The organism is Bacillus sp. FSL R9-9410 (assembly GCF_038050385.1).
Taxonomy (GTDB): Bacteria; Bacillota; Bacilli; order Bacillales; family Bacillaceae_G; genus Bacillus_A; species Bacillus_A cereus_U.
Map to the genome: position 1 here is coordinate 4510504 of NZ_JBBOTV010000001.1, position 23231 is coordinate 4533734.

Here is a 23231-nt window from a genome sequence, read left to right on the forward strand (position 1 = left end):
TCGCCTCCTCTACTTAGCGTTGGCTTCCATTATTTTTGGAATGGCATACCGAATTGTGTTAAAAGTTCACGAGCTTCTTCATCAGTTTTCGCTGTAGTAACGATTACGATGTCCATACCTCGGACTTTACTTACTTTATCATAATCAATCTCAGGAAAAATTAGTTGCTCTTTAACACCTAATGTGTAGTTCCCACGACCATCAAATGATTTCTTAGAAACACCACGGAAATCACGTACACGTGGTAAAGAAACTGATACTAATTTATCGAAGAACTCATACATTTGCTGACCGCGTAAAGTTACTTTCGCACCGATTGGCATACCTTCACGAAGACGGAAACCAGCGATTGATTTTTTAGCGCGAGTTACAACAGGTTTTTGACCTGCGATTTGAGTTAATTCTTCTACTGCATTGTCTAAAGCTTTTGAGTTAGATACCGCGTCACCAACACCAGTGTTGATTACGATCTTTTCGATTTTCGGTACTTCCATCACAGATTTATAGTTAAACTTGCTCATTAGAGCAGGAGTAATTTCCTTTTGGAACTTCTCTTTAAGGCGATTCAATGAAGTGACCTCCTTTCTTAAGAAAATTATTTATCTAATAATTCACCAGATTTTTTTGCAATACGCACTTTTTTACCATCTTCTACTTTGAAGCCTACGCGAGTAGGTTCGCCTGTTTTCGGATCTAATACCATAACATTAGAAACGTGAATAGGTGCTTCTTTCGTAATAATTCCACCTTGTGGATTTAATTGAGATGGCTTAGAGTGTTTTTTAACGATATTAACACCCTCAACGATAACACGGTTTTGCTTTGGGAAAGCCACAAGGATAACACCTTGTTTTCCTTTGTCTTTACCAGTGATTACCTGAACTTTATCACCTTTTTTTACATGCATCTTAATTCTGCACCTCCTTAGCAAGGCAATACCTTAAATTATAGAACTTCTGGAGCTAAAGAAACGATCTTCATGAAGTTGCTATCACGTAATTCACGAGCTACTGGTCCGAAGATACGAGTACCACGTGGGCTCTTATCGTCTTTGATGATAACCGCTGCGTTTTCATCAAATTTAATGTAAGAACCGTCCGGACGACGAGCTCCGCTCTTCGTACGTACCACTACTGCCTTAACAACGTCACCTTTTTTAACAACGCCACCTGGTGTTGCTTGTTTTACCGTAGCAACGATAATATCACCAATATAAGCATATTTACGACCAGAGCCGCCTAATACTTTAATTGTTAAAAGTTCGCGGGCACCAGAGTTGTCAGCAACTTTCAAACGAGATTCTTGTTGGATCATGTTATGAAACCTCCCTTCGGACTAAAAATTCCGATTCGTCTATTTAGATAACAACCGCTTCTTCAACGATTTCAACTAAACGGAAACGCTTAGTAGCAGAAAGCGGGCGAGTTTCCATGATTTTAACGATATCGCCAAGTTTCGCTTGGTTTTGCTCATCATGGGCTTTATACTTTTTAGAATACTTAACACGTTTTCCGTACAAGGAATGAGTTTTGTAAGTTTCAACTAAAACTGTAATCGTTTTGTCCATTTTGTCAGAAACAACACGACCAGTATAAACTTTGCGTTGGTTACGTTCGCTCACTATGCAAACCTCCCCTCAATTTATCGATTAATTCCGATCTCTCTTTCACAAACTACAGTTTTCATACGAGCAATCGCTTTACGTACTTCACGGATGCGAGTCGGATTCTCTAATTGTCCTGTAGCAAGTTGGAAGCGAAGATTAAACAACTCTTCCTTTAAAGCTTTAACTTTTGTTTCGATTTCGGCAGTGGTTAATTCACGAATATCATTAGTTTTCATTAGATTCACCACCATTTACTTCACGTTTTACGAATTTACATTTAATTGGTAATTTGTGAGCTGCAAGACGTAATGCTTCACGTGCTACCTCTTCAGATACACCCGCAATTTCAAACATAATTTTCCCAGGTTTTACTACTGCTACCCAGCCTTCTGGTGCCCCTTTACCGGAACCCATACGTACTTCTAAAGGTTTTGCAGTGTAAGGTTTAGAAGGGAAAATTTTAATCCATACTTTACCGCCACGTTTCATTTGACGAGTCATTGCACGACGAGCAGCTTCGATTTGACGGTTTGTAATCCATGAAGCAGCTAGTGCTTGTAAACCGAATTCACCAAAAGCGATTTCAGTTCCACCTTTTGCACGACCACGCATTTTACCACGATGCTCTCTACGATATTTTACGCGTTTAGGCATTAACATATTATTTTCCTCCTTCCTCAGAAGCTTTCTTTTTTGTAGGAAGGACTTCTCCACGGTAGATCCATACTTTTACGCCTAATTTACCGTATGTTGTATCAGCTTCAACTGCTGCATAGTCAATATCAGCGCGAAGTGTATGAAGTGGAACAGTTCCTTCACTGTAAGATTCTGCACGAGCGATATCAGCTCCGCCAAGACGACCAGAAACCTGTGTTTTAATACCTTTTGCTCCTGCACGCATAGCACGTTGAATAACTTGCTTTTGTGCACGACGGAATGATACACGGTTTTCTAATTGACGAGCGATGTTTTCGCCTACTAATTTAGCGTTAAGATCAGCTCTCTTAACTTCTAAAATGTTGATGTGTACACGCTTGCCTGTTAATTGGTTAAGAGCTTTACGAAGCGCTTCAACTTCAGTACCACCTTTACCAATTACCATACCAGGTTTCGCAGTGTGAATTGTAACATTTACACGATTTGCTGCACGTTCGATTTCTACTTTAGCAACAGCAGAATCTTTTAAGCGTACAGCAATGTACTCACGGATTTTGATGTCTTCATGTAATAACGTAGCATAATCTTTCTCAGCGAACCAACGAGATTCCCAGTCGCGGATAATACCGACACGAAGACCAATTGGATTAACCTTCTGACCCATCGATTATCCCTCCTTCTTTTCTGATACCACAACTGTGATGTGGCTTGTGCGTTTGTTAATTTGGCTTGCACGACCCATTGCACGTGGACGGAAACGTTTCAACGTTGGACCTTCGTCAACGAAGACTTTTTCAACAACTAGGTTGTTAATATCCATCTCATAATTGTGCTCTGCATTTGCGATTGCAGATTTTAAAACTTTTTCTACAACTGGAGAAGCAGTTTTTGGTGTGTGGTTAAGGATAGCAATCGCTTCACCCACTTGCTTACCTCGGATTAAGTCTACTACTAAACGAACCTTACGAGGAGCAATACGAACTGTTCTCACTACTGCTTTAGCTTGCATTGAAGTGCCTCCTCTCATTATCTTCTAGTTTTCTTATCGTCAGCAAGGTGACCTTTATACGTACGAGTTGGTGCGAATTCACCTAACTTATGGCCAACCATATCCTCAGTGATGTACACAGGTACGTGTTTACGACCATCATATACAGCAATTGTATGTCCGATGAACTGAGGGAAGATTGTTGAACGGCGAGACCAAGTTTTAACAACTTGTTTTTGCTCAGATGCAACTAATTTTTCCATTTTGTTCATTAAGTGATCATCGACAAATGGTCCTTTTTTTAAGCTACGAGCCATTTTGGTGCCTCCCTTCGTGATTGGCGTACGGTTCTTGAAGCGAACCGTACTACAATCCCATTATTTTTTACGACGACGAACGATAAATTTATCAGACGCTTTGTTTTTCTTACGAGTCTTGAATCCAAGAGTTGGTTTACCCCATGGAGACATTGGAGACTTACGTCCGATTGGAGAGCGACCTTCACCACCACCGTGTGGATGATCAACCGGGTTCATTACAGAACCACGAACTGTTGGGCGCTTACCTAACCAGCGAGAGCGACCTGCTTTACCGATTTTGATAAGTTCGTGTTGTTCGTTACCAACTTGACCGATTGAAGCGCGACAAGCAGATAATACTAAACGTACTTCACCAGAAGTTAAACGTACAAGTACGTATTTTCCTTCTTTACCAAGTACTTGAGCAGATGTACCGGCAGAACGAACTAATTGTCCGCCACGACCAGGCTTAAGCTCGATGTTATGAACAACAGTACCTACTGGAATGTTGATTAATGGTAATGCGTTACCGATTTTAATGTCAGCTTCAGGGCCAGACATAATTTCCATACCTACTTCTAAAGTTTTAGGAGCAAGAATGTAACGTTTTTCACCGTCAACGTAATTAATTAATGCGATATTCGCAGAGCGGTTTGGATCATATTCGATCGTAGCAACGCGTCCTGGAATTCCATCTTTGTTACGCTTAAAGTCGATGATACGGTATTGACGCTTATGTCCGCCACCTTGATGACGTACAGTAATTTTACCTTGGTTATTACGACCAGCCTGTTTGCTTAAAGGAGCAAGTAAAGACTTTTCCGGTCTGTCGGTCGTGATTTCAGCGAAATCATTCGTAGTCATGTTACGACGACCGTTAGTAGTTGGATTATACTTTTTAATTCCCATCTCAATTTCCCTCCTTCTTTAGTAAGAATTAAACGCCTTGGAAGATTTCGATTTCTTTGCTGTCAGCAGTTAGCTTAACGATTGCTTTACGACGACGGCTAGTAAAACCAGCGTGACGACCAACGCGTTTTGCTTTCGGCTTGTAGTTCATGATATTTACTTTGTCTACATTAACACCAAAGATCGCTTCTATCGCGTCTTTAACTTCTGTTTTATTAGATTTAACGTCCACGTCGAACGTGTATTTTTTTTCAGCCATCATTTCCATAGAACGTTCAGTGATAACTGGGCGCTTAATGATATCACGAGGATCTCTCATTATGCAAGCACCTCCTCTACTTTTTCCACTGCCGCTTTTGTCATGATTAGCTTATCATGATGAAGCACATCTAGCACATTTACGCCATCAGCAGTGATTACTGTTACTCCTGGGATATTGCGAGCAGATAACTCTACAGATTCGTTTGCATCAGCAGTTACGATAAGAGCTTTCTTCTCAACAGTTAATCCTTTAAGTACTGCTACCATGTCTTTTGTTTTTGGTGCATTTAACACTAGGTCTTCAAGAACTACAATGTTGTTCTCTACTACTTTAGTAGCTAATGCAGATTTGATTGCTAAACGACGAACTTTCTTAGGAAGTTTGTACGCATAGCTTCTTGGTGTAGGTCCGAATACCGTACCACCACCACGCCATTGAGGAGAGCGGATAGAACCTTGACGAGCACGTCCAGTTCCTTTTTGACGCCATGGTTTACGACCACCACCACGAACTTCAGAGCGAGTTTTTACTTTATGTGTACCTTGACGTAAAGATGCACGTTGCATCATTACAGCTTCAAATAGTACAGCTTCATTTGGTTCGATACCGAAAATAGCTTCAGCTAATTCGATTTCACCAACCTGTGAACCAGTTTGGTTATATACAGTAACTTTTGGCATTGGAATTCCTCCTTCCTATTGTGAATTATTTGCTAACCTTCACAGCGCCTTGAACAACTACAAGAGATTTCTTAGCACCTGGAACGTTACCTTTTACTAGTAATAAGTTGCGCTCAGTGTCAACTTGAACGATTTCTAAGTTTTGGATAGTAACTTGGTCTCCACCCATACGTCCAGCAAGTTTTTTGCCTTTGAATACACGGTTCGGAGCAACTGGCCCCATTGAACCTGGACGACGGTGATAGCGAGAACCATGAGACATAGGTCCGCGAGATTGTCCGTGGCGTTTAATAACACCTTGGAAACCTTTACCTTTAGAAATTCCTGTTACGTCAACGATTTCACCTGCAGCGAAAACTTCAACTTTTACCTCTTGACCAACCTCTAATCCGTCCACGTCTGCATCGCGGATTTCGCGAATGAAGCGCTTAGGAGTTGTAGATGCTTTAGCAGTGTGGCCTTGTTCAGGTTTGTTAGTTAACTTTTCACGTTTATCTTCAAATCCTAACTGAATTGCGTTGTAGCCATCAGTTTCAGTTGTTTTCTTTTGAAGAACAACGTTTGGATTAGCAGCGATTACCGTTACTGGGATTAACTCACCGTTCTCAGCAAATACTTGAGTCATACCGATCTTTCTTCCTAAGATTCCTTTGGTCATGAGTTACACCTCCTACATTTTTAAGTTATATAATTTATAATTTGATTTCGATATCTACACCAGATGGTAAGTCTAAACGCATTAATGAATCTACTGTTTGCGGAGTAGGACTCACGATGTCGATTAGACGTTTGTGCGTGCGCATTTCGAATTGTTCACGAGAATCTTTGTACTTATGAACAGCACGAAGAATTGTGTAAATAGTCTTCTCAGTTGGTAATGGGATCGGACCAGAAACTGTTGCCCCAGAACGCTTAGCTGTTTCTACAATTTTCTCAGCTGATTGATCAAGAATACGGTGATCATAAGCTTTTAAACGGATACGAATTTTTTCTTTTGCCATTATTTTCCCTCCTTCGTTCGCCTATTTCTAAAATAGACCTTCTCCATGGAAATTTCCCCACACCATGCCATGGCAAAGCGGCCGGGTGTGTCAGCAACCTTCCACTTCATCGCAGTCAAAGACCAACATTGTCTATTATACAATGTTATTCGTCTAGATGCAAGCATCTTTTTGTTTGCATCTGCTTTTCTCTACTTTTGCTATTATACATGGCACTTTAAAGAATATCAAGTTTTCATCTACTCTTATTTAACTTACAGTTTTTGGGTGTTACTTTCGTTTTATATACTATAGAAGAAACTCATCCAAAAATAGAAAATGCATCTCTTTCTTCTATAGTAATAAGCAATAAAAAAACTCAAGGGAGAATCCCTTGAGTTTTTAATAATCTAATTAAAGACTACTCAGCAACGATTGTAGCAACTACACCGTAACCTACTGTACGTCCACCTTCACGAATAGAGAATTTAGTTCCCTCTTCGATAGCGATTGGAGCGATAAGTTCGATAGTCATTTCGATGTTGTCACCAGGCATTACCATTTCAGTACCTTCTGGTAATTGGATGATACCAGTTACGTCAGTTGTACGGAAGTAGAACTGTGGACGGTAGTTAGCGAAGAATGGAGTATGACGTCCACCTTCTTCTTTAGATAATACGAAAACTTCAGCTTTGAATTTAGCGTGTGCTTTTACAGAGCCAGTTTTAGCAAGAACTTGTCCACGTTGGATGTCTTCACGAGCAACCCCACGAAGTAGAGCACCGATGTTGTCTCCAGCTTGAGCTTGGTCAAGAAGCTTACGGAACATTTCTACACCAGTTACAGTTGTAGTAGCATTCTCTTCAGCAAGACCGATGATTTCTACTACGTCACCAACTTTAACGATTCCACGCTCAACACGACCAGTTGCAACTGTACCACGACCTGTGATAGAGAATACATCCTCGATAGGCATTAAGAATGGTTTGTCAGTTTCACGTTCTGGAGTTGGGATGTAAGCATCAACTTCAGCCATTAATTCGATGATTTTTTCTTCCCACTCAGCTTCTCCTTGAAGAGCTTTAAGAGCAGAACCTTTAATTACAGGAATATCGTCACCTGGGAATCCGTATTCAGATAATAGGTCGCGAACTTCCATTTCAACTAATTCTAATAATTCTTCGTCGTCTACCATGTCGCATTTGTTTAAGAATACAACGATGTAAGGAACACCTACTTGACGAGAAAGAAGGATGTGCTCACGTGTTTGAGGCATTGGGCCATCAGCAGCAGATACTACTAAGATACCGCCGTCCATTTGAGCAGCACCAGTGATCATGTTTTTAACATAGTCAGCATGACCTGGGCAGTCAACGTGTGCATAGTGACGAGTTTCAGTTTCGTACTCAACGTGTGCAGTTGAGATTGTGATTCCGCGCTCTCTTTCTTCTGGAGCAGCGTCGATTTGATCGTATCCGCGTGCTTCAGCACCACCAGCTTTTGCAAGAACTGTAGTGATCGCAGCAGTTAATGTAGTTTTACCATGGTCAACGTGGCCGATTGTACCGATGTTAACATGGGGTTTAGAACGTTCGAATTTAGCTTTAGCCATTCTAAATTCCTCCTTAGTTTATATAGGTTATTTTATATTTAGACTAGAAAGCGAGACATAAGCCTCACTTTCTAAGCTTACATAAGTAGTTATACTTGAACAATCGATAAAAATCAATTATTCACCTTTATTTTTTTTAATAATTTCTTCTGAAACAGACTTCGGTACTTCTTCATAATGATCAAATGTCATTGAGAATGTTCCGCGTCCTTGAGTGTTAGAACGTAATGCCGTTGCATAACCGAACATTTCAGAAAGTGGAACCATAGCGCGAACAACTTGTGCGTTACCGCGAGCTTCCATACCTTCTACACGGCCACGACGAGATGTTACGTCACCCATAATGTCACCCATGTACTCTTCAGGAATTACAACTTCAACTTTCATCATTGGCTCAAGAATTACTGGGCTACATTTAGAAACCGCAGCTTTAAGCGCCATAGATGCAGCGATTTTGAACGCCATCTCAGAGGAGTCAACATCATGGTAAGATCCGTCAACTAACGCAGCTTTAATGTCAACTAGTGGATAACCAGCTAGTACACCATTTTTAAGTGAGTCTTCAAGACCCGCTCCAACAGCTGGGATGTATTCACGTGGAACTACACCGCCGACAACCTTGTTTTGGAATTCGAATCCTTTACCTTCTTCATTAGGTTCAAACTCAATCCAAACGTGACCGAATTGTCCACGACCACCAGATTGACGAGCGAACTTACCTTCAACTTTCGCAGCAGCGCGGAAAGTCTCACGATATGCTACCTGAGGAGCACCAACGTTTGCTTCCACTTTGAATTCACGGCGCATACGGTCAACGATGATATCAAGGTGAAGTTCACCCATACCAGCGATGATTGTTTGGCCAGTTTCTTGGTCAGTGTGAGCACGGAATGTTGGATCTTCTTCAGAAAGCTTAGATAATGCTGTACCCATTTTATCTTGGTCAGCTTTAGATTTCGGTTCGATAGCTACAGAGATAACTGGCTCTGGGAATTCCATAGACTCAAGGATAACAAGGCTCTTCTCGTCACAAAGAGTATCACCAGTAGTAGTATCTTTTAAACCTACAGCAGCAGCGATATCACCAGCGTAAACTGTTGAAATCTCTTCACGGCTGTTAGCGTGCATTTGTAGGATACGACCTACACGCTCACGCTTACCTTTAGTTGAATTTCTCACGTATGATCCAGCATTTAACACACCAGAGTACACACGGAAGAACGTTAATTTACCAACATAAGGGTCAGTCATGATTTTGAATGCTAGAGCTGCGAATGGTTCTTCATCGCTAGACTTACGCTCGATAGCTTCTTCTGTATCCGGAAGAGTACCTTTAATAGCAGGTACATCTAATGGAGATGGTAGGTAGTCAATAACTGCGTCTAACAGAATTTGAACACCTTTATTTTTGAATGCAGAACCACAGATTACTGGGAAGAATTCAACAGAAGTTGTAGCCTTACGGATACCAGCTTTAAGCTCTTCTACAGTGATTTCTTCACCTTCTAGGTACTTCATCATCATTTCTTCATCAAGCTCAGCTACCGCTTCAATAAGTTTTCCACGGTATTCTTCAGCTAATTCTTTGTGCTCTTCAGGAATTTCAACACGCTCGATGTCTGTTCCTAAATCGTTACTGTACATGTAAGCACACTCTTCAACAAGGTCAATGATACCATTGAACTCGTCTTCAGCACCGATTGGTAACTGAATTGGATGTGCGTTTGCTTGTAAACGATCGTGGATTGTTCCTACAGAGTATAAGAAATCTGCACCAATCTTATCCATTTTGTTAACGAATACGATACGAGGTACACCATAAGTAGTAGCCTGACGCCAAACAGTTTCTGTTTGTGGTTCTACACCAGATTGTGCATCAAGTACTGCTACTGCACCATCAAGTACGCGTAAAGAACGTTCTACTTCTACTGTGAAATCTACGTGTCCTGGAGTGTCAATGATATTTACACGGTGACCTTTCCATTGTGCTGTAGTTGCAGCAGAAGTAATTGTGATACCACGTTCTTGCTCTTGCTCCATCCAGTCCATCTGAGATGCACCTTCATGAGTTTCACCGATTTTATGAATACGTCCTGTGTAATACAGAATACGCTCAGTTGCTGTTGTTTTACCAGCATCGATGTGAGCCATGATACCAATATTACGAGTGTTTCCTAAAGAGAACTCTCTAGTCATTTGGTGTCTTGCTCCTTCCATATATGGATTGGATTATTTTATTTTAAGTAGCAAAAAAGCCACTTTATATTGTTACATATGCCAGTGTCCAGTACCCTCATTATGTAAAACGAGCGCCCAACGAAAGGGAGAGGCATTCTCCCTCTCCACACTTCCATAAGCGACAAATAAAGCGGTTTATGCTTACATTTATTTTACGTTGAATCCTACCAACGGTAATGAGCAAATGCTTTGTTAGCTTCTGCCATTTTATGAGTGTCTTCACGTTTCTTAACAGCTGCACCAGCGTTGTTAGATGCATCTAAGATTTCGTAAGCTAGACGCTCTTCCATAGTTTTTTCACCACGAAGACGAGCATAGTTTACTAACCAGCGAAGACCTAAAGTTGTACGGCGTTCTGGACGAACCTCAACTGGAACTTGGTAGTTAGCACCACCAACACGACGAGCGCGTACTTCAAGAACAGGCATGATGTTCTTAAGAGCTTGCTCGAATACTTCCATTGGTTCTTTATCTGAACGTTCACGAACGATATCGAAAGCGTTATAAAGAATTGTTTGAGATTTACCTTTTTTACCGTCAACCATCATTTTGTTGATTAGGCGTGTTACAAGTTTAGAATTGTACATTGGATCTGGTAACACGTCACGTTTCGCAACAGGACCTTTACGAGGCATATTGAGTTCCTCCTTTCATTATAAGTTTATTATTTTTTAGCAGGTTTTGGTCGCTTAGTACCATATTTAGAACGTCCTTGCATACGTTTGTCAACACCAGCTGTATCAAGTGCACCACGAACGATGTGGTAACGTACCCCTGGTAAATCCTTTACTCGACCACCGCGAATTAATACTACGCTATGCTCTTGTAGGTTATGACCGATACCTGGGATGTAAGCTGTAACTTCAATACCATTTGTTAAACGTACACGAGCGTATTTACGTAACGCTGAGTTAGGTTTCTTCGGAGTCATTGTACCAACACGAGTACACACACCACGTTTTTGAGGTGCAGAGATATCAGTTGATTTTTTCTTTAAAGAATTAAAACCTTTGTTTAACGCAGGTGATTTAGACTTCCATACTTTATCAGTACGACCATTTCTCACTAATTGGTTAATAGTAGGCATTTGTTTATCCTCCCTTCGCATGTTTGTATGACCACATATCCAGGTGGTTCATTATTAGTTGAAAACAAAGTTTTTGCAAGGAAGAGCAAATGCTCTCTCCTCACAAAAACAGTTTTAACTTATTATTCCTATTGCTGAAGCTCCCACTTGAATCCCCGAAACTTTTCCAAGCTTACGAACTGATTCAACTTTGGTTATGGGTATGTTATGTTGCAAGGCAGTACTAATGATAACATGGGTTAACCGCACATCAGCATCTTCCGCAATAACAACTTCTTTAACTATACCATTTTTGATTGCTTCCAATGTCCGTTTATGACCAACGACTACATTTTCAGCATTTGACACTTTTTGATAAGACATATAAATATCCTCCAAAGCATCGTTCAGGAGCAACCTTGATTATAGTAACATTTTGTCTCATACAATGTCAACTAGGATTAGCTGTTTTTATACAAAATTTACGACGGAAAATTTTACTGTTCCACATAAACTTCATCGTTTTCTACATTCATGTTATCTTGTGTTGTTTTTACAAGATCCACTTGGCGATAACGATTCATACCTGTTCCAGCAGGAACAAGCTTACCGATAATAACATTCTCTTTCAATCCTAGAAGCTCATCGCGTTTACCCTTAATTGCTGCATCTGTTAGAACACGAGTTGTTTCTTGGAACGATGCTGCAGATAAGAACGAATCAGTTTCAAGTGAAGCTTTAGTAATACCAAGTAGAACCGGTCTAGCTGTTGCTGGTTGTTTACCTTTCAGTAACACCTTCGCATTCGCATCAGTAAACTGATGGATGTCTAGTAATGTTCCTGGTAATACATCTGTTTCACCCGCATCACTTACACGAACTTTACGTAGCATTTGACGTACCATTACTTCTACGTGTTTGTCACCAATTTCTACCCCTTGCATACGGTATACTTTTTGAACTTCACGTAATAAGTATTCTTGAACTGCTGTAATATCCGTTACTTTTAGTAATTCCTTCGGATCAATAGAACCTTCTGTTAACTCTTTACCGTGGCTAATTGGCTGTCCTAGAGTTACTTTCAGACGAGCACCGTAAGGAATAGCATACGTACGAGCTTCAACTTCACCCTGTACAACTACTTCTTGGCGATCTTTAACATCGTTGATCGCTGCGATAACACCGTCGATTTCACTGATAACTGCCTGACCTTTCGGATTACGAGCTTCGAAGATCTCTTGGATACGAGGTAAACCTTGTGTGATATCATCTCCGGCAACCCCACCTGTATGGAACGTACGCATCGTTAACTGTGTACCTGGCTCACCGATAGATTGAGCTGCGATAATACCTACCGCCTCTCCTACTTCTACGTCTGTACCAGTTGCTAAGTTACGACCGTAACACTTCTTACATACACCATGGCGAGTATTACACGTAAACGCTGAACGAATATTTACAGTTTCAACACCCGACTTTTCAACGATATAAGCAATATCTTCAGTAATTAATTGATTTTCAGCAATTAATACTTCACCTGTTTCAGGATGTTTTACAGTTTTTCTCGCAAAACGTCCAACAAGACGATCATATAGTGACTCAATAACTTCATTACCCTCTTTAATCGCACCAATTAGTAAACCACGATCTGTTCCACAATCATCTTGACGAACAATTACATCTTGTGCAACGTCTACAAGACGACGTGTTAAGTAACCAGAATCGGCAGTTTTAAGTGCTGTATCGGCAAGACCTTTACGCGCACCATGCGTAGAGATGAAGTACTCAAGCACTGTTAAACCTTCACGGAAACTTGATTTGATCGGAAGCTCAATGATACGACCAGATGGATTGGCCATCAGACCACGCATACCAGCAAGCTGAGTAAAGTTCGATGCGTTACCACGGGCACCGGAATCACTCATCATGAAGATTGGGTTGCGTTTATTCAAGGATTTCATCAGTTTTCCTTGGATAACATCTTTTGCATTACTCCAAATAGAGATAACGCGATCGTAACGTTCTTCTTCCGTGATTAAACCGCGACGGAATTGTTTAATTACATTATCTACTTTTGCTTGTGCTTCATGGAGAATTTCATTTTTTTCGCCTAATACAAGAATGTCTGATACCCCAACTGTAATACCAGCTTTTGTAGAGTATTTAAATCCTAAGTTTTTCATACGGTCAAGCATGCGAGATGTTTCCGTAATTTGGAAACGTTTGAATACTTCCGCAATAATATTACCAAGGATTTTCTTGCTAAATGGCGCCACTTCTTCGCGACTAGCAATAATTTCTTTAATGTTCGCACCTTTTTCAACGAAATATTCCGCTGGTGTTTCTTTTTCAAGGTTTGAGTTTGTTGGTTCATTAATATAAGGGAACGACTCTGGTAAGATTTCGTTAAATATTAATTTACCAACTGTTGTTAATAGAAGCTTACTCTTTTGCTCTTCAGTAAACGTTACATTATTTACCGAACTCGCAGCAACTGCAACACGTGTGTGCAGATGTACATATCCATTTTGGTATGCAAGTATTGCTTCGTTTGCATCTTTGAAGACCATACCTTCACCGATTGCACCCTCGCGCTCAAGTGTTAAGTAATAGTTACCTAATACCATATCCTGAGATGGAGTAACAACTGGTTTTCCGTCTTTTGGATTCAAGATGTTTTGTGCCGCTAACATAAGAATACGAGCTTCTGCTTGTGCCTCTGATGATAACGGAACGTGAACCGCCATTTGGTCACCGTCAAAGTCCGCGTTGTATGCAGTACATACAAGTGGGTGAAGACGGATTGCACGACCTTCTACTAGTGTAGGTTCAAACGCCTGGATACCAAGACGGTGAAGTGTTGGTGCGCGGTTTAGAAGTACTGGATGCTCTTTGATCACAGATTCTAAAACGTCCCAAACTTCAGGGTGTACACGCTCGATTTTACGTTTAGCACTCTTAATGTTGTGTGCTAATCCTTTTCCAACTAACTCTTTCATAACGAAAGGTTTAAACAATTCAAGTGCCATTTCTTTCGGCAATCCACATTGGTACATCTTTAAGTTCGGTCCTACAACGATTACAGAACGGCCAGAGTAGTCAACACGTTTACCTAATAAGTTTTGACGGAAACGTCCTTGTTTACCTTTAAGCATGTGAGATAGTGATTTTAATGGACGGTTACCTGGTCCAGTAACTGGACGGCCGCGGCGACCATTATCGATTAATGCGTCTACAGCTTCTTGTAACATACGTTTTTCGTTTTGAACGATGATGCTTGGTGCACCTAAGTCCAATAGACGTTTTAAACGGTTGTTACGGTTAATTACACGACGATATAAGTCGTTTAAGTCAGAAGTAGCAAAACGTCCACCATCTAACTGTACCATCGGGCGTAGTTCTGGTGGGATAACTGGAAGAACCTCTAAGATCATCCAAGATGGGTGATTTCCAGAGTTACGGAATGCTTCTAATACTTCTAGACGTTTAATAGCACGAGTACGGCGTTGTCCTTGTGCTGTTTTTAATTCTTCCTTTAAGAAGTCTACTTCTTTATCTAAATCGATGTCTTGCAGTAATTTTTTAATCGCTTCTGCACCCATAGCAGCATGGAATGTACTGCCATATCGATCACGATATGCACGGTATTCTTTTTCAGAAAGTAATTGCTTCTTATCAAGTGGTGTATCTCCACTTTCTGTTACAACATAAGAAGCGAAATAAATTACTTCTTCAAGCGCGCGAGGGGACATGTCTAAGACAAGTCCCATGCGGCTCGGGATACCTTTGAAATACCAAATATGAGATACAGGAGCAGCTAATTCGATATGACCCATACGTTCACGACGAACTTTTGCACGCGTTACTTCAACGCCACATCGATCACAAACTACACCTTTATAACGTACACGTTTATATTTTCCGCAATGACATTCCCAGTCCTTTTGTGGTCCGAAAATACGCTCACAGAACAAGCCATCTTTTTCAGGCTTTAACGTACGATAGTTAATTGTTTCTGGTTTCTTAACTTCACCGTATGACCAAGAACGAATCTTGTCAGGTGAAGCAAGTCCAATCTTCATATATTCAAAGTTATTTACATCTATCAAGGGGCCTACCTCCCTTTTAGTCTACAGGTTATCCCAATTATTCCTTAGTTGTCTCAACTTCAACATTCAATTTATCTGCTGATTGATGATCATCATCTTCCGTATCACGCATTTCAATTTCTGTATCATTGATCGACATCATTTTAACGTCCATACCTAAACTTTGCAGTTCTTTAATCAATACTTTGAATGATTCAGGAACGCCTGGTTCTGGAACATTTTCACCTTTAACAATTGCTTCATACGTCTTAACACGTCCAATAACATCATCAGACTTCACTGTTAAGATTTCTTGAAGAGTATAAGCGGCACCATAAGCTTCAAGTGCCCAAACCTCCATCTCACCGAAACGCTGTCCACCGAACTGAGCTTTACCTCCAAGAGGTTGCTGCGTTACAAGTGAGTATGGTCCAGTAGAACGAGCATGAAGCTTATCGTCAACCATGTGCGCAAGTTTGATCATATACATGACACCAACAGATACACGGTTATCGAATGTCTCACCAGTACGTCCATCATACAGGATTGTTTTCGCGTCATTTGCCATACCAGCTTCTTCAATTGTGCCCCATACATCTTCCTCACGAGCACCATCGAATACCGGTGTTGCAATGTGAATACCAAGGTATCTTGCTGCCATACCAAGATGAAGCTCTAATACCTGACCGATATTCATACGAGATGGTACCCCTAATGGGTTTAACATGATATCGATTGGCGTACCATCTGGTAAGTAAGGCATATCTTCTTCCGGTAAAATACGGGAAATAACACCTTTGTTACCATGACGACCGGCCATTTTGTCACCTTCAGAAATTTTACGCTTTTGAACGATATATGCACGTACAAGTTGATTCACGCCTGGTGGCAATTCATCGCCATCTTCACGGTTAAACACTTTTACGTCTAAGATAATACCGCCACCACCGTGTGGTACACGTAGTGATGTATCACGTACTTCACGTGCTTTCTCACCGAAGATTGCATGTAATAGACGTTCTTCTGCCGTTAATTCTGTTACACCTTTTGGCGTTACTTTACCAACAAGTAGATCTCCATCTTTTACTTCAGCACCGACGCGAATAATACCGCGCTCGTCAAGATTACGAAGTGCATCTTCTCCAACATTCGGGATATCACGTGTAATTTCTTCTGGTCCAAGCTTCGTATCACGAGCTTCTGATTCATATTCTTCAATATGGATAGAAGTGTACACATCATCTTTTACAAGGCGCTCACTCATGATGATCGCATCCTCATAGTTATAACCGTCCCATGTCATAAAGCCAACAAGCACGTTACGTCCAAGCGCTAGTTCACCTAGTTCCATAGAAGGACCATCCGCAAGGATTTCACCTTTTACAACTTGGTCTCCAACACTTACGATTGGACGTTGGTTGTAGCAAGTTCCTTGATTAGAACGAATGAATTTTTGCATTTTGTAGCGATCTAAGTCGCCTTTTACTGTTTGACCGTCAACGTCTACATAGCGACGTACCCAAACTTCACGTGCTTCTACGCGCTCAACAACACCAGGCTGTTTACAGATTACTGCAGCACCTGAGTCTTTTGCTGATACGTACTCCATACCTGTACCTACAATCGGAGATTCCGGATTTATTAACGGAACCGCCTGACGTTGCATGTTCGCTCCCATAAGTGCGCGGTTAGAGTCATCGTTTTCTAAGAACGGAATACAAGCTGTCGCTGCCGACACTACTTGTTTTGGAGATACATCCATGTAGTCGATGCGTTCTTTATTTGTGACAATGTTTTCACCACGGAAACGAGCTACGATATCTTCATCAAGGAATTCCCCTACTTCAGATAATTTCATATTCGCTTGGGCTACAACATAGTTATCTTCTTCATCTGCTGTTAAATAATCAACCTGCCCTGTTACAAGACCAGTTTCTGGGTCAACACGACGGTATGGCGTTTCAATGAAACCAAACTCATTTACTTTCGCAAACGAAGATAATGAGTTAATCAAACCGATGTTTGGTCCCTCTGGTGTTTCGATTGGACACATACGACCATAGTGAGAGTAGTGAACGTCACGTACTTCAAAGCCTGCGCGCTCACGCGTTAAACCACCGGGTCCTAATGCAGATAGTCTTCGTTTGTGAGTTAACTCTGCTAATGGGTTTGTTTGATCCATGAACTGAGATAACTGAGAACTTCCGAAGAACTCTTTAATAGATGCAATAACCGGGCGAATGTTAATTAACGCTTGTGGTGTAATTGCATTTGTATCTTGAATCGACATTCTCTCACGAACAACACGTTCCATACGAGAAAGACCGATACGGAATTGGTTTTGTAGTAACTCTCCTACAGAACGCAGACGACGATTTCCTAAGTGGTCAATATCATCTGTATCCCCTACTTTATATAGCAAGTTAAAGAAGTAGCTAATAGAAGCAAGAATATCACCTGGTGTGATGTTTTTTATATCACGAGTAATATTTGCATTCCCAATTACGTTTATAGATCGTTCGCCTTCTGATTCTGGAGCATAGATCTTAATAGATTGCAGCTCAACTTCGCCTGCTACCACTCCACCCATTGGTTTCGCTGTTTTGAATCCAATGTTTTTCTCTAAGTAAGGTAGAATGCGATCCAGTGTACGACGATCTAAGACTGTTCCTTCTGCCGCTAAAATTTCACCAGTTTCTGGATCCACCAGTGTTTCAGCTAAACGTTGGTTAAACAATCTGTTTTTAATGTGTAGCTTTTTGTTGATCTTATAGCGACCTACATTTGCTAAATCGTAGCGCTTCGGATCAAAGAAACGAGACACAAGTAAGCTCTTTGCATTTTCTACTGTTGGTGGTTCACCAGGGCGTAGACGCTCATAAATTTCAAGCAATGCTTTCTCTGTGCTATCTGTGTTGTCTTTTTCTAACGTATTGCTTAAGTATTCGTTATCACCTAAAAGCTCGGTGATTTCTTGATCAGAGCCAAACCCTAATGCGCGTAACAAAACAGTTACAGGAAGTTTACGCGTACGGTCAATACGCACATATACAACATCCTTAGCATCTGTTTCATACTCTAACCAAGCCCCGCGGTTTGGAATTACAGTAGCAGTAAAACCACGTTTTCCGTTTTTATCCACTTTGCCACTATAGTATACGCTTGGAGAGCGAACTAACTGGGAAACGATAACACGTTCTGCACCGTTAATTACGAATGTTCCAGTCTCTGTCATGAGTGGGAAATCTCCCATGAACACATCTTGTTCTTTTACTTCACCAGTTTCCTTGTTGATTAGACGCACTTTTACACGAAGTGGTGCTGCATACGTCACATCACGCTCTTTGCATTCTTCTACAGAGTATTTAGGTTCACCTAAGCTGTAGTCGATAAATTCAAGCGATAGATTTCCCGTAAAGTCTTCGATCGGAGAAATGTCTTGGAACATTTCTCGCAAACCCTCATCAAGAAACCACTGATAAGAAGAGGTTTGAATTTCGATAAGATTTGGTAACTCTAATACTTCACTAATACGGGCATAACTTCTTCGTTGGCGGTGGCGTCCGTATTGAACTAGTTGACCTGTCAACTGCTTCACCCCTCAAATCATGAGTATTATAAATGCACAAAAAAATTTGTGCAAAAATCACAAATAAATACAACTACTGCTATTAGCGTAGTTTTTTTCTCTTAAAGATAGATACGTTGAGTCTTTCTATCTGCTCAAAAAAGAAAAATGGCTTCTATAAGAAAACCATCATTCTGTTTCATAATCTGCTGATTTTACTATCTTTTCCAAGAGAAGCAAAAATATACATCTTTCTCAACGCAGAAAATCATATATTGGCATTGTATAATGTTAACATAGCCAAAAATAACCGTCAACGCTTTTTTGATTTTATGATATAATATCCTTTTTTCTTTTCTACAACTTCAACTTCAGAAAATGCTTCTTCTAGTTTTTTCAGCGCAGATGGCGCACCTTGTTTCTTTTGAATAACAATCCACAGTTCTCCACCTGAAACTAAATACTCCACAGCCTTTTCTAAAATCTCATGCACGATATCTTTACCAGCACGAATTGGAGGATTAGATAGAATAGCAGCATACTTGCCATCTACATTTTCATAGACACTACTTTGCAAAATACGTATATTTTCAATTCTGTTATTAGCGGCATTTTCTTTTGCAAGTCCCAAGGCCCTTTCATTCACATCCACCATGTGAATTTCACGATCTTGAAACTCTTTCGCTAACGACAAACCGATTGGACCGTACCCACATCCTACGTCTAACACATTACCTTTAACATCTGGCATTTGAAACGCTTCAATTAAAAGACGAGAACCAAAGTCCACTTCGTTTTTCGAGAACACCCCATGGTCAGATAAAAAAGTAAATCGAGATTCACGAAGTGTAAATTCCCATCGTTTACGATCACTTTTACTAGAAGGGTCGTTAGAAAAATAATGGTCTGCCATATGGCCACCTCTTTTCTTTACAGTTAAAAAAAAAGCTCGCATGAGAGCGAGCTTTTTTTTAAAGCACCAAAAGTTAATTACTTAACTTCTACAACAGCGCCAACTTCTTCAAGTTTAGCTTTCATTTCTTCAGCTTCCTCTTTAGTAACGCCTTCTTTGATTGCTTTTGGAGTGTTGTCAACTAATTCTTTAGCTTCTTTTAAGCCAAGACCAGTGATTTCACGTACAGCTTTGATAACTTTGATTTTTTGAGCGCCAGCACTTGCAAGTACTACGTCAAATTCAGTTTGCTCAGCAGCAGCTTCACCAGCGCCACCAGCTACAGCTACAGGAGCAGCAGCAGTTACGCCGAATTCTTCCTCGATAGCTTTTACTAAGTCGTTAAGTTCTAATACAGTCATAGATTTAACTGCTTCAATGATTTGTTCTTTAGTCATTGTAAATATCCTCCCTTAAATAGGTTTGTATTGTTTTATAGATAACAAATAATTATCTTTTAAAAAATTAAGCGCCTTGCTCTTCCTTTTGATCTGCAACTGCTTTAGTAGCAAGTGCAAGATTACGGATTGGAGCTTGAAGAACGCTAAGAAGCATAGAAAGTAAGCCTTCACGTGATGGAAGAGTAGCGATAGCTTCAACCTCATCAAGTGTCACAAGTTTACCTTCGATTACGCCCGCTTTAATTTCTAAAGCTTCATGATTTTTAGCGAAGTCGTTTAATACTTTCGCAGGAGCAACTACATCCTCGTTACTGAACGCGATTGCGTTTGGTCCTGTTAAGAATTCGTTTAACTCAGCCATTTCAGCAGACTCTGCAGCACGACGAGTTAAAGAGTTTTTGTAAACTTTGAACTCAACGCCAGCTTCACGTAAGTTTTTACGTAATTCTGTTACTTCAGAAACTGTTAAACCACGGTAGTCAACAACAATTGTAGATTTACTCGCGCGAAGTTTTTCAGCGATTTCAGTTACAACTTGTTGTTTAGTTTCGATTACTTTGCTCATGTTATTACACCTCCTGTAGATTATATAGAAGATGTACCGAAAGTGCACTAAAAACCTCCATGCCCAACTTGTAGACATGGAGGCATATAGTCACAGAAAAAAGATTCCGTTTCGTATATTAACACCTAGGTAGGAAATTAAGTCGAATCGACTCCTACTGTCTACGGTACACTATTAAAATTCACAACATAAATGATTATATTAAAACTTCTTTATGAAGTCAACTTCCAATTTTTACGCAAGTGTAGAAACGTCTACGCGTACGCCAGGTCCCATTGTAGAAGCAACAGTTGCGTTCTTCATGTAAGTACCTTTTGCAGCAGCTGGCTTAGCTTTTTGTAGCGTGTCAGCAATTGTTTTGAAGTTTTCTACTAATTTAGCATCTTCGAAAGATACTTTACCGATTGGAACGTGGATGTTACCAGCTTTATCAACGCGGTATTCAACTTTACCAGCTTTGATTTCGTTAACAGCTTTAGTTACATCGAAAGTAACTGTTCCAGTTTTAGGGTTTGGCATTAAACCTTTAGGTCCTAATACACGACCAAGTTTACCAACTTCACCCATCATGTCAGGAGTTGCTACTACTACATCGAAATCGAACCAACCTTTTTGGATTTTACCGATGTAATCAGCATCGCCTACGAATTCAGCGCCAGCAGCTTCAGCTTCTTTTGCTTTTTCGCCTTTAGCGAATACTAATACACGTTGTACTTTACCAGTACCGTGTGGAAGAACAACTGCACCACGAATTTGTTGGTCAGCTTTCTTAGGGTCAACACCTAAACGGAATGCAGCTTCTACAGTTGCATCAAATTTAGCTGTGTTTGTTTTCTTTACTAATTCTACTGCTTCTGTTGCAGAGTAAGCAGATGCACGATCAACAAGCTTCGCAGCTTCAACGTACTTTTTACCTCTTTTAGCCATGTTTGTTTCCTCCTTGAATGTGGTTTTAGCGGAATAACCTCCCACGTTTACGCCTTCATTCCGGGAACCCCCGAGGATGTGCGCCCATCCATTTATTTAAAAATGATAATCATTTACGATAATAAAGGTTGCGAATTGGAATTCCAGACCCGCAACCTTTTTTACAAAAAACAAATCGAATTAGTCTTCGATAACGATGCCCATACTGCGCGCAGTACCTTCAACCATACGCATTGCAGCTTCTACGCTAGCAGCGTTTAGGTCAGGCATTTTAGTTTCAGCGATTTCGCGTACTTTATCACGCTTAACAGTTGCCACTTTATTACGGTTTGGTTCACCAGAACCAGACTCAATACCAGCTACTTTCTTAAGAAGAACAGCAGCAGGAGGAGTTTTAGTAATGAAAGTGAATGAACGGTCCTCAAATACCGTAATTTCAACAGGGATGATAAGACCAGCTTGATCAGCTGTACGAGCGTTAAACTCTTTACAGAAGCCCATGATGTTAACACCTGCTTGTCCTAATGCTGGACCAACCGGCGGAGCTGGATTAGCTTTACCTGCAGGAATTTGAAGTTTTACTATTTTAATTACCTTTTTAGCCACGAGACACACCTCCTTAAGTCCGTGATGTGGTCAATTGGGCAGTGATTTGCCCTCCCACTTCATATTTTATCATAATGATAAAATCTTTTTCAAAAAACGTCTCCGTTACCGAAGACGTACTGACTTAAAAGATATTATCACTTTTTACAATTCATTTCAAGTTTCATTTTATAATTTTTCAATTTGATGGAAATCAAGTTCAACCGGAGTCTCGCGACCAAACATGTCTACAAGCACGCTAACTTTTTTCTTTTCCACATCAATTTCTTCAATCGCACCCGTATAATCCGCGAATGGCCCTTCATTTACACGCACTGTTTCATGAAGTTCAAATTCGAAATCAACCACTTCATTGTCCATTCCCATATGCTTCATGATGGTAACAACTTCCTCTTCTAATAGAGGCGATGGTTTAGATCCTGAACCAGAAGAACCAACAAAACCTGTTACACCTGGCGTATTACGAACAACATACCAAGAGTCGTCAGTCATGATTAGTTCTACTAATACGTAACCTGGGAACACTTTTCTTTTCGTTATTTTTTCTTTACCATTTTTCATTTCTACTTCTACTTCTTCCGGGACAACAACACGGAAAATTTTATCTTGCATACCCATTGATTCTACACGTTTCTCTAGGTTTGCCTTTACTTTATTTTCATATCCAGAATAAGTATGGACAACATACCAACTTTTTTCCATTCATTTAGGACGAGCGTCCTTCCCTCCCTGACGTACATTTTTTTGCGCAAATGAAAAAACCCGTTCACCGGGCTTTTACACAGTTCTTATAAATAACATTATATCATGGATAAGTGCTTCTTATT

The 23231-nt window shown here is 40.5% G+C and carries 27 protein-coding genes and 1 other annotated feature; all 27 genes read right to left on the reverse strand.

Annotation, left to right across the window (positions count from 1 at the left end):
- Positions 1-29 precede the first annotated feature (29 nt).
- Complete coding sequence (rplE, locus tag MKX77_RS23365; RefSeq protein ID WP_002091528.1) at positions 30-569, reverse strand: 50S ribosomal protein L5; 540 nt, start codon at positions 567-569, stop codon at positions 30-32.
- A gap of 26 nt (positions 570-595) precedes the next feature.
- Positions 596-907: a 50S ribosomal protein L24 gene (gene rplX / locus MKX77_RS23370; RefSeq protein WP_000558201.1), complete on the reverse strand. Its 312-nt coding sequence runs from the start codon at positions 905-907 to the stop codon at positions 596-598.
- A gap of 38 nt (positions 908-945) precedes the next feature.
- The gene (rplN, locus tag MKX77_RS23375) at positions 946-1314 is read right to left on the reverse strand and encodes a 50S ribosomal protein L14 (protein ID WP_002063420.1); all 369 of its coding nucleotides are present in this window, start codon (positions 1312-1314) and stop codon (positions 946-948) included.
- 43 nt (positions 1315-1357) lie between these two features.
- A complete protein-coding gene (rpsQ, locus tag MKX77_RS23380; protein WP_002091526.1) occupies positions 1358-1621 on the reverse strand; it encodes a 30S ribosomal protein S17 in 264 nt (87 codons plus the stop codon).
- Positions 1622-1641: 20 nt separating this feature from the next.
- On the reverse strand, positions 1642-1842 hold the full coding sequence (gene rpmC, locus MKX77_RS23385; protein WP_002091523.1) for a 50S ribosomal protein L29: 201 nt from the start codon (positions 1840-1842) through the stop codon (positions 1642-1644).
- On the reverse strand, positions 1832-2266 hold the full coding sequence (rplP, locus tag MKX77_RS23390) for a 50S ribosomal protein L16 (protein WP_215554965.1): 435 nt from the start codon (positions 2264-2266) through the stop codon (positions 1832-1834). Before rplP ends, rpmC begins: the two co-directional genes overlap by 11 nt.
- Before the next feature lies 1 nt (position 2267).
- On the reverse strand, positions 2268-2927 hold the full coding sequence (gene rpsC, locus MKX77_RS23395; RefSeq protein WP_341307900.1) for a 30S ribosomal protein S3: 660 nt from the start codon (positions 2925-2927) through the stop codon (positions 2268-2270).
- 3 nt (positions 2928-2930) lie between these two features.
- A complete protein-coding gene (gene rplV / locus MKX77_RS23400) occupies positions 2931-3272 on the reverse strand; it encodes a 50S ribosomal protein L22 (RefSeq protein ID WP_002009773.1) in 342 nt (113 codons plus the stop codon).
- A gap of 17 nt (positions 3273-3289) precedes the next feature.
- Positions 3290-3568 (reverse strand): 30S ribosomal protein S19, encoded by a 279-nt coding sequence (gene rpsS, locus MKX77_RS23405; RefSeq protein ID WP_000124452.1) that lies wholly within the window; start codon positions 3566-3568, stop codon positions 3290-3292.
- 60 nt (positions 3569-3628) lie between these two features.
- Positions 3629-4459: a 50S ribosomal protein L2 gene (gene rplB / locus MKX77_RS23410; protein WP_002091520.1), complete on the reverse strand. Its 831-nt coding sequence runs from the start codon at positions 4457-4459 to the stop codon at positions 3629-3631.
- A 28-nt stretch (positions 4460-4487) separates the two neighbouring features.
- Positions 4488-4778: a 50S ribosomal protein L23 gene (gene rplW, locus MKX77_RS23415; protein ID WP_001205557.1), complete on the reverse strand. Its 291-nt coding sequence runs from the start codon at positions 4776-4778 to the stop codon at positions 4488-4490.
- Positions 4778-5401, reverse strand: coding sequence for a 50S ribosomal protein L4 (gene rplD, locus MKX77_RS23420; protein WP_001127261.1), 624 nt, complete (start codon positions 5399-5401; stop codon positions 4778-4780). Before rplD ends, rplW begins: the two co-directional genes overlap by 1 nt.
- A gap of 25 nt (positions 5402-5426) precedes the next feature.
- Complete coding sequence (gene rplC, locus MKX77_RS23425) at positions 5427-6059, reverse strand: 50S ribosomal protein L3 (protein WP_000160209.1); 633 nt, start codon at positions 6057-6059, stop codon at positions 5427-5429.
- 34 nt (positions 6060-6093) lie between these two features.
- Positions 6094-6402, reverse strand: a complete 309-nt coding sequence (gene rpsJ / locus MKX77_RS23430) for a 30S ribosomal protein S10 (RefSeq protein ID WP_001040595.1) — start codon at positions 6400-6402, stop codon at positions 6094-6096.
- A 400-nt stretch (positions 6403-6802) separates the two neighbouring features.
- A complete protein-coding gene (gene tuf, locus MKX77_RS23435) occupies positions 6803-7993 on the reverse strand; it encodes an elongation factor Tu (protein ID WP_002091518.1) in 1191 nt (396 codons plus the stop codon).
- Between the two features lie 117 nt (positions 7994-8110).
- Positions 8111-10189, reverse strand: coding sequence for an elongation factor G (fusA, locus tag MKX77_RS23440; protein WP_215554963.1), 2079 nt, complete (start codon positions 10187-10189; stop codon positions 8111-8113).
- Between the two features lie 206 nt (positions 10190-10395).
- Positions 10396-10866 (reverse strand): 30S ribosomal protein S7, encoded by a 471-nt coding sequence (rpsG, locus tag MKX77_RS23445; RefSeq protein WP_002091511.1) that lies wholly within the window; start codon positions 10864-10866, stop codon positions 10396-10398.
- Between the two features lie 29 nt (positions 10867-10895).
- Entirely contained in the window at positions 10896-11318 is a 423-nt protein-coding gene (gene rpsL, locus MKX77_RS23450; protein ID WP_001142341.1) for a 30S ribosomal protein S12, read from the reverse strand.
- Between the two features lie 114 nt (positions 11319-11432).
- Positions 11433-11681: a ribosomal L7Ae/L30e/S12e/Gadd45 family protein gene (locus MKX77_RS23455; RefSeq protein ID WP_341307901.1), complete on the reverse strand. Its 249-nt coding sequence runs from the start codon at positions 11679-11681 to the stop codon at positions 11433-11435.
- 113 nt (positions 11682-11794) lie between these two features.
- Positions 11795-15406 (reverse strand): DNA-directed RNA polymerase subunit beta', encoded by a 3612-nt coding sequence (rpoC, locus tag MKX77_RS23460; protein WP_341307902.1) that lies wholly within the window; start codon positions 15404-15406, stop codon positions 11795-11797.
- A 37-nt stretch (positions 15407-15443) separates the two neighbouring features.
- Positions 15444-18974, reverse strand: coding sequence for a DNA-directed RNA polymerase subunit beta (gene rpoB, locus MKX77_RS23465; protein ID WP_341307903.1), 3531 nt, complete (start codon positions 18972-18974; stop codon positions 15444-15446).
- Positions 18975-19266: 292 nt separating this feature from the next.
- Positions 19267-19866, reverse strand: coding sequence for a class I SAM-dependent methyltransferase (locus tag MKX77_RS23470; protein WP_016103300.1), 600 nt, complete (start codon positions 19864-19866; stop codon positions 19267-19269).
- 77 nt (positions 19867-19943) lie between these two features.
- Positions 19944-20303 carry a 50S ribosomal protein L7/L12 gene (rplL, locus tag MKX77_RS23475; protein ID WP_002091507.1) on the reverse strand — a complete coding sequence of 120 codons (360 nt, stop codon included), beginning with the start codon at positions 20301-20303 and terminating at the stop codon, positions 19944-19946.
- A 67-nt stretch (positions 20304-20370) separates the two neighbouring features.
- A complete protein-coding gene (gene rplJ / locus MKX77_RS23480) occupies positions 20371-20871 on the reverse strand; it encodes a 50S ribosomal protein L10 (protein ID WP_341307904.1) in 501 nt (166 codons plus the stop codon).
- A gap of 39 nt (positions 20872-20910) precedes the next feature.
- Positions 20911-21056: a sequence feature (ribosomal protein L10 leader region), on the reverse strand.
- A gap of 49 nt (positions 21057-21105) precedes the next feature.
- Positions 21106-21798, reverse strand: a complete 693-nt coding sequence (gene rplA / locus MKX77_RS23485) for a 50S ribosomal protein L1 (RefSeq protein WP_002009792.1) — start codon at positions 21796-21798, stop codon at positions 21106-21108.
- A gap of 180 nt (positions 21799-21978) precedes the next feature.
- Complete coding sequence (rplK, locus tag MKX77_RS23490) at positions 21979-22404, reverse strand: 50S ribosomal protein L11 (protein ID WP_002159610.1); 426 nt, start codon at positions 22402-22404, stop codon at positions 21979-21981.
- 168 nt (positions 22405-22572) lie between these two features.
- Complete coding sequence (nusG, locus tag MKX77_RS23495; protein WP_002009795.1) at positions 22573-23106, reverse strand: transcription termination/antitermination protein NusG; 534 nt, start codon at positions 23104-23106, stop codon at positions 22573-22575.
- Positions 23107-23231: the final 125 nt, after the last annotated feature.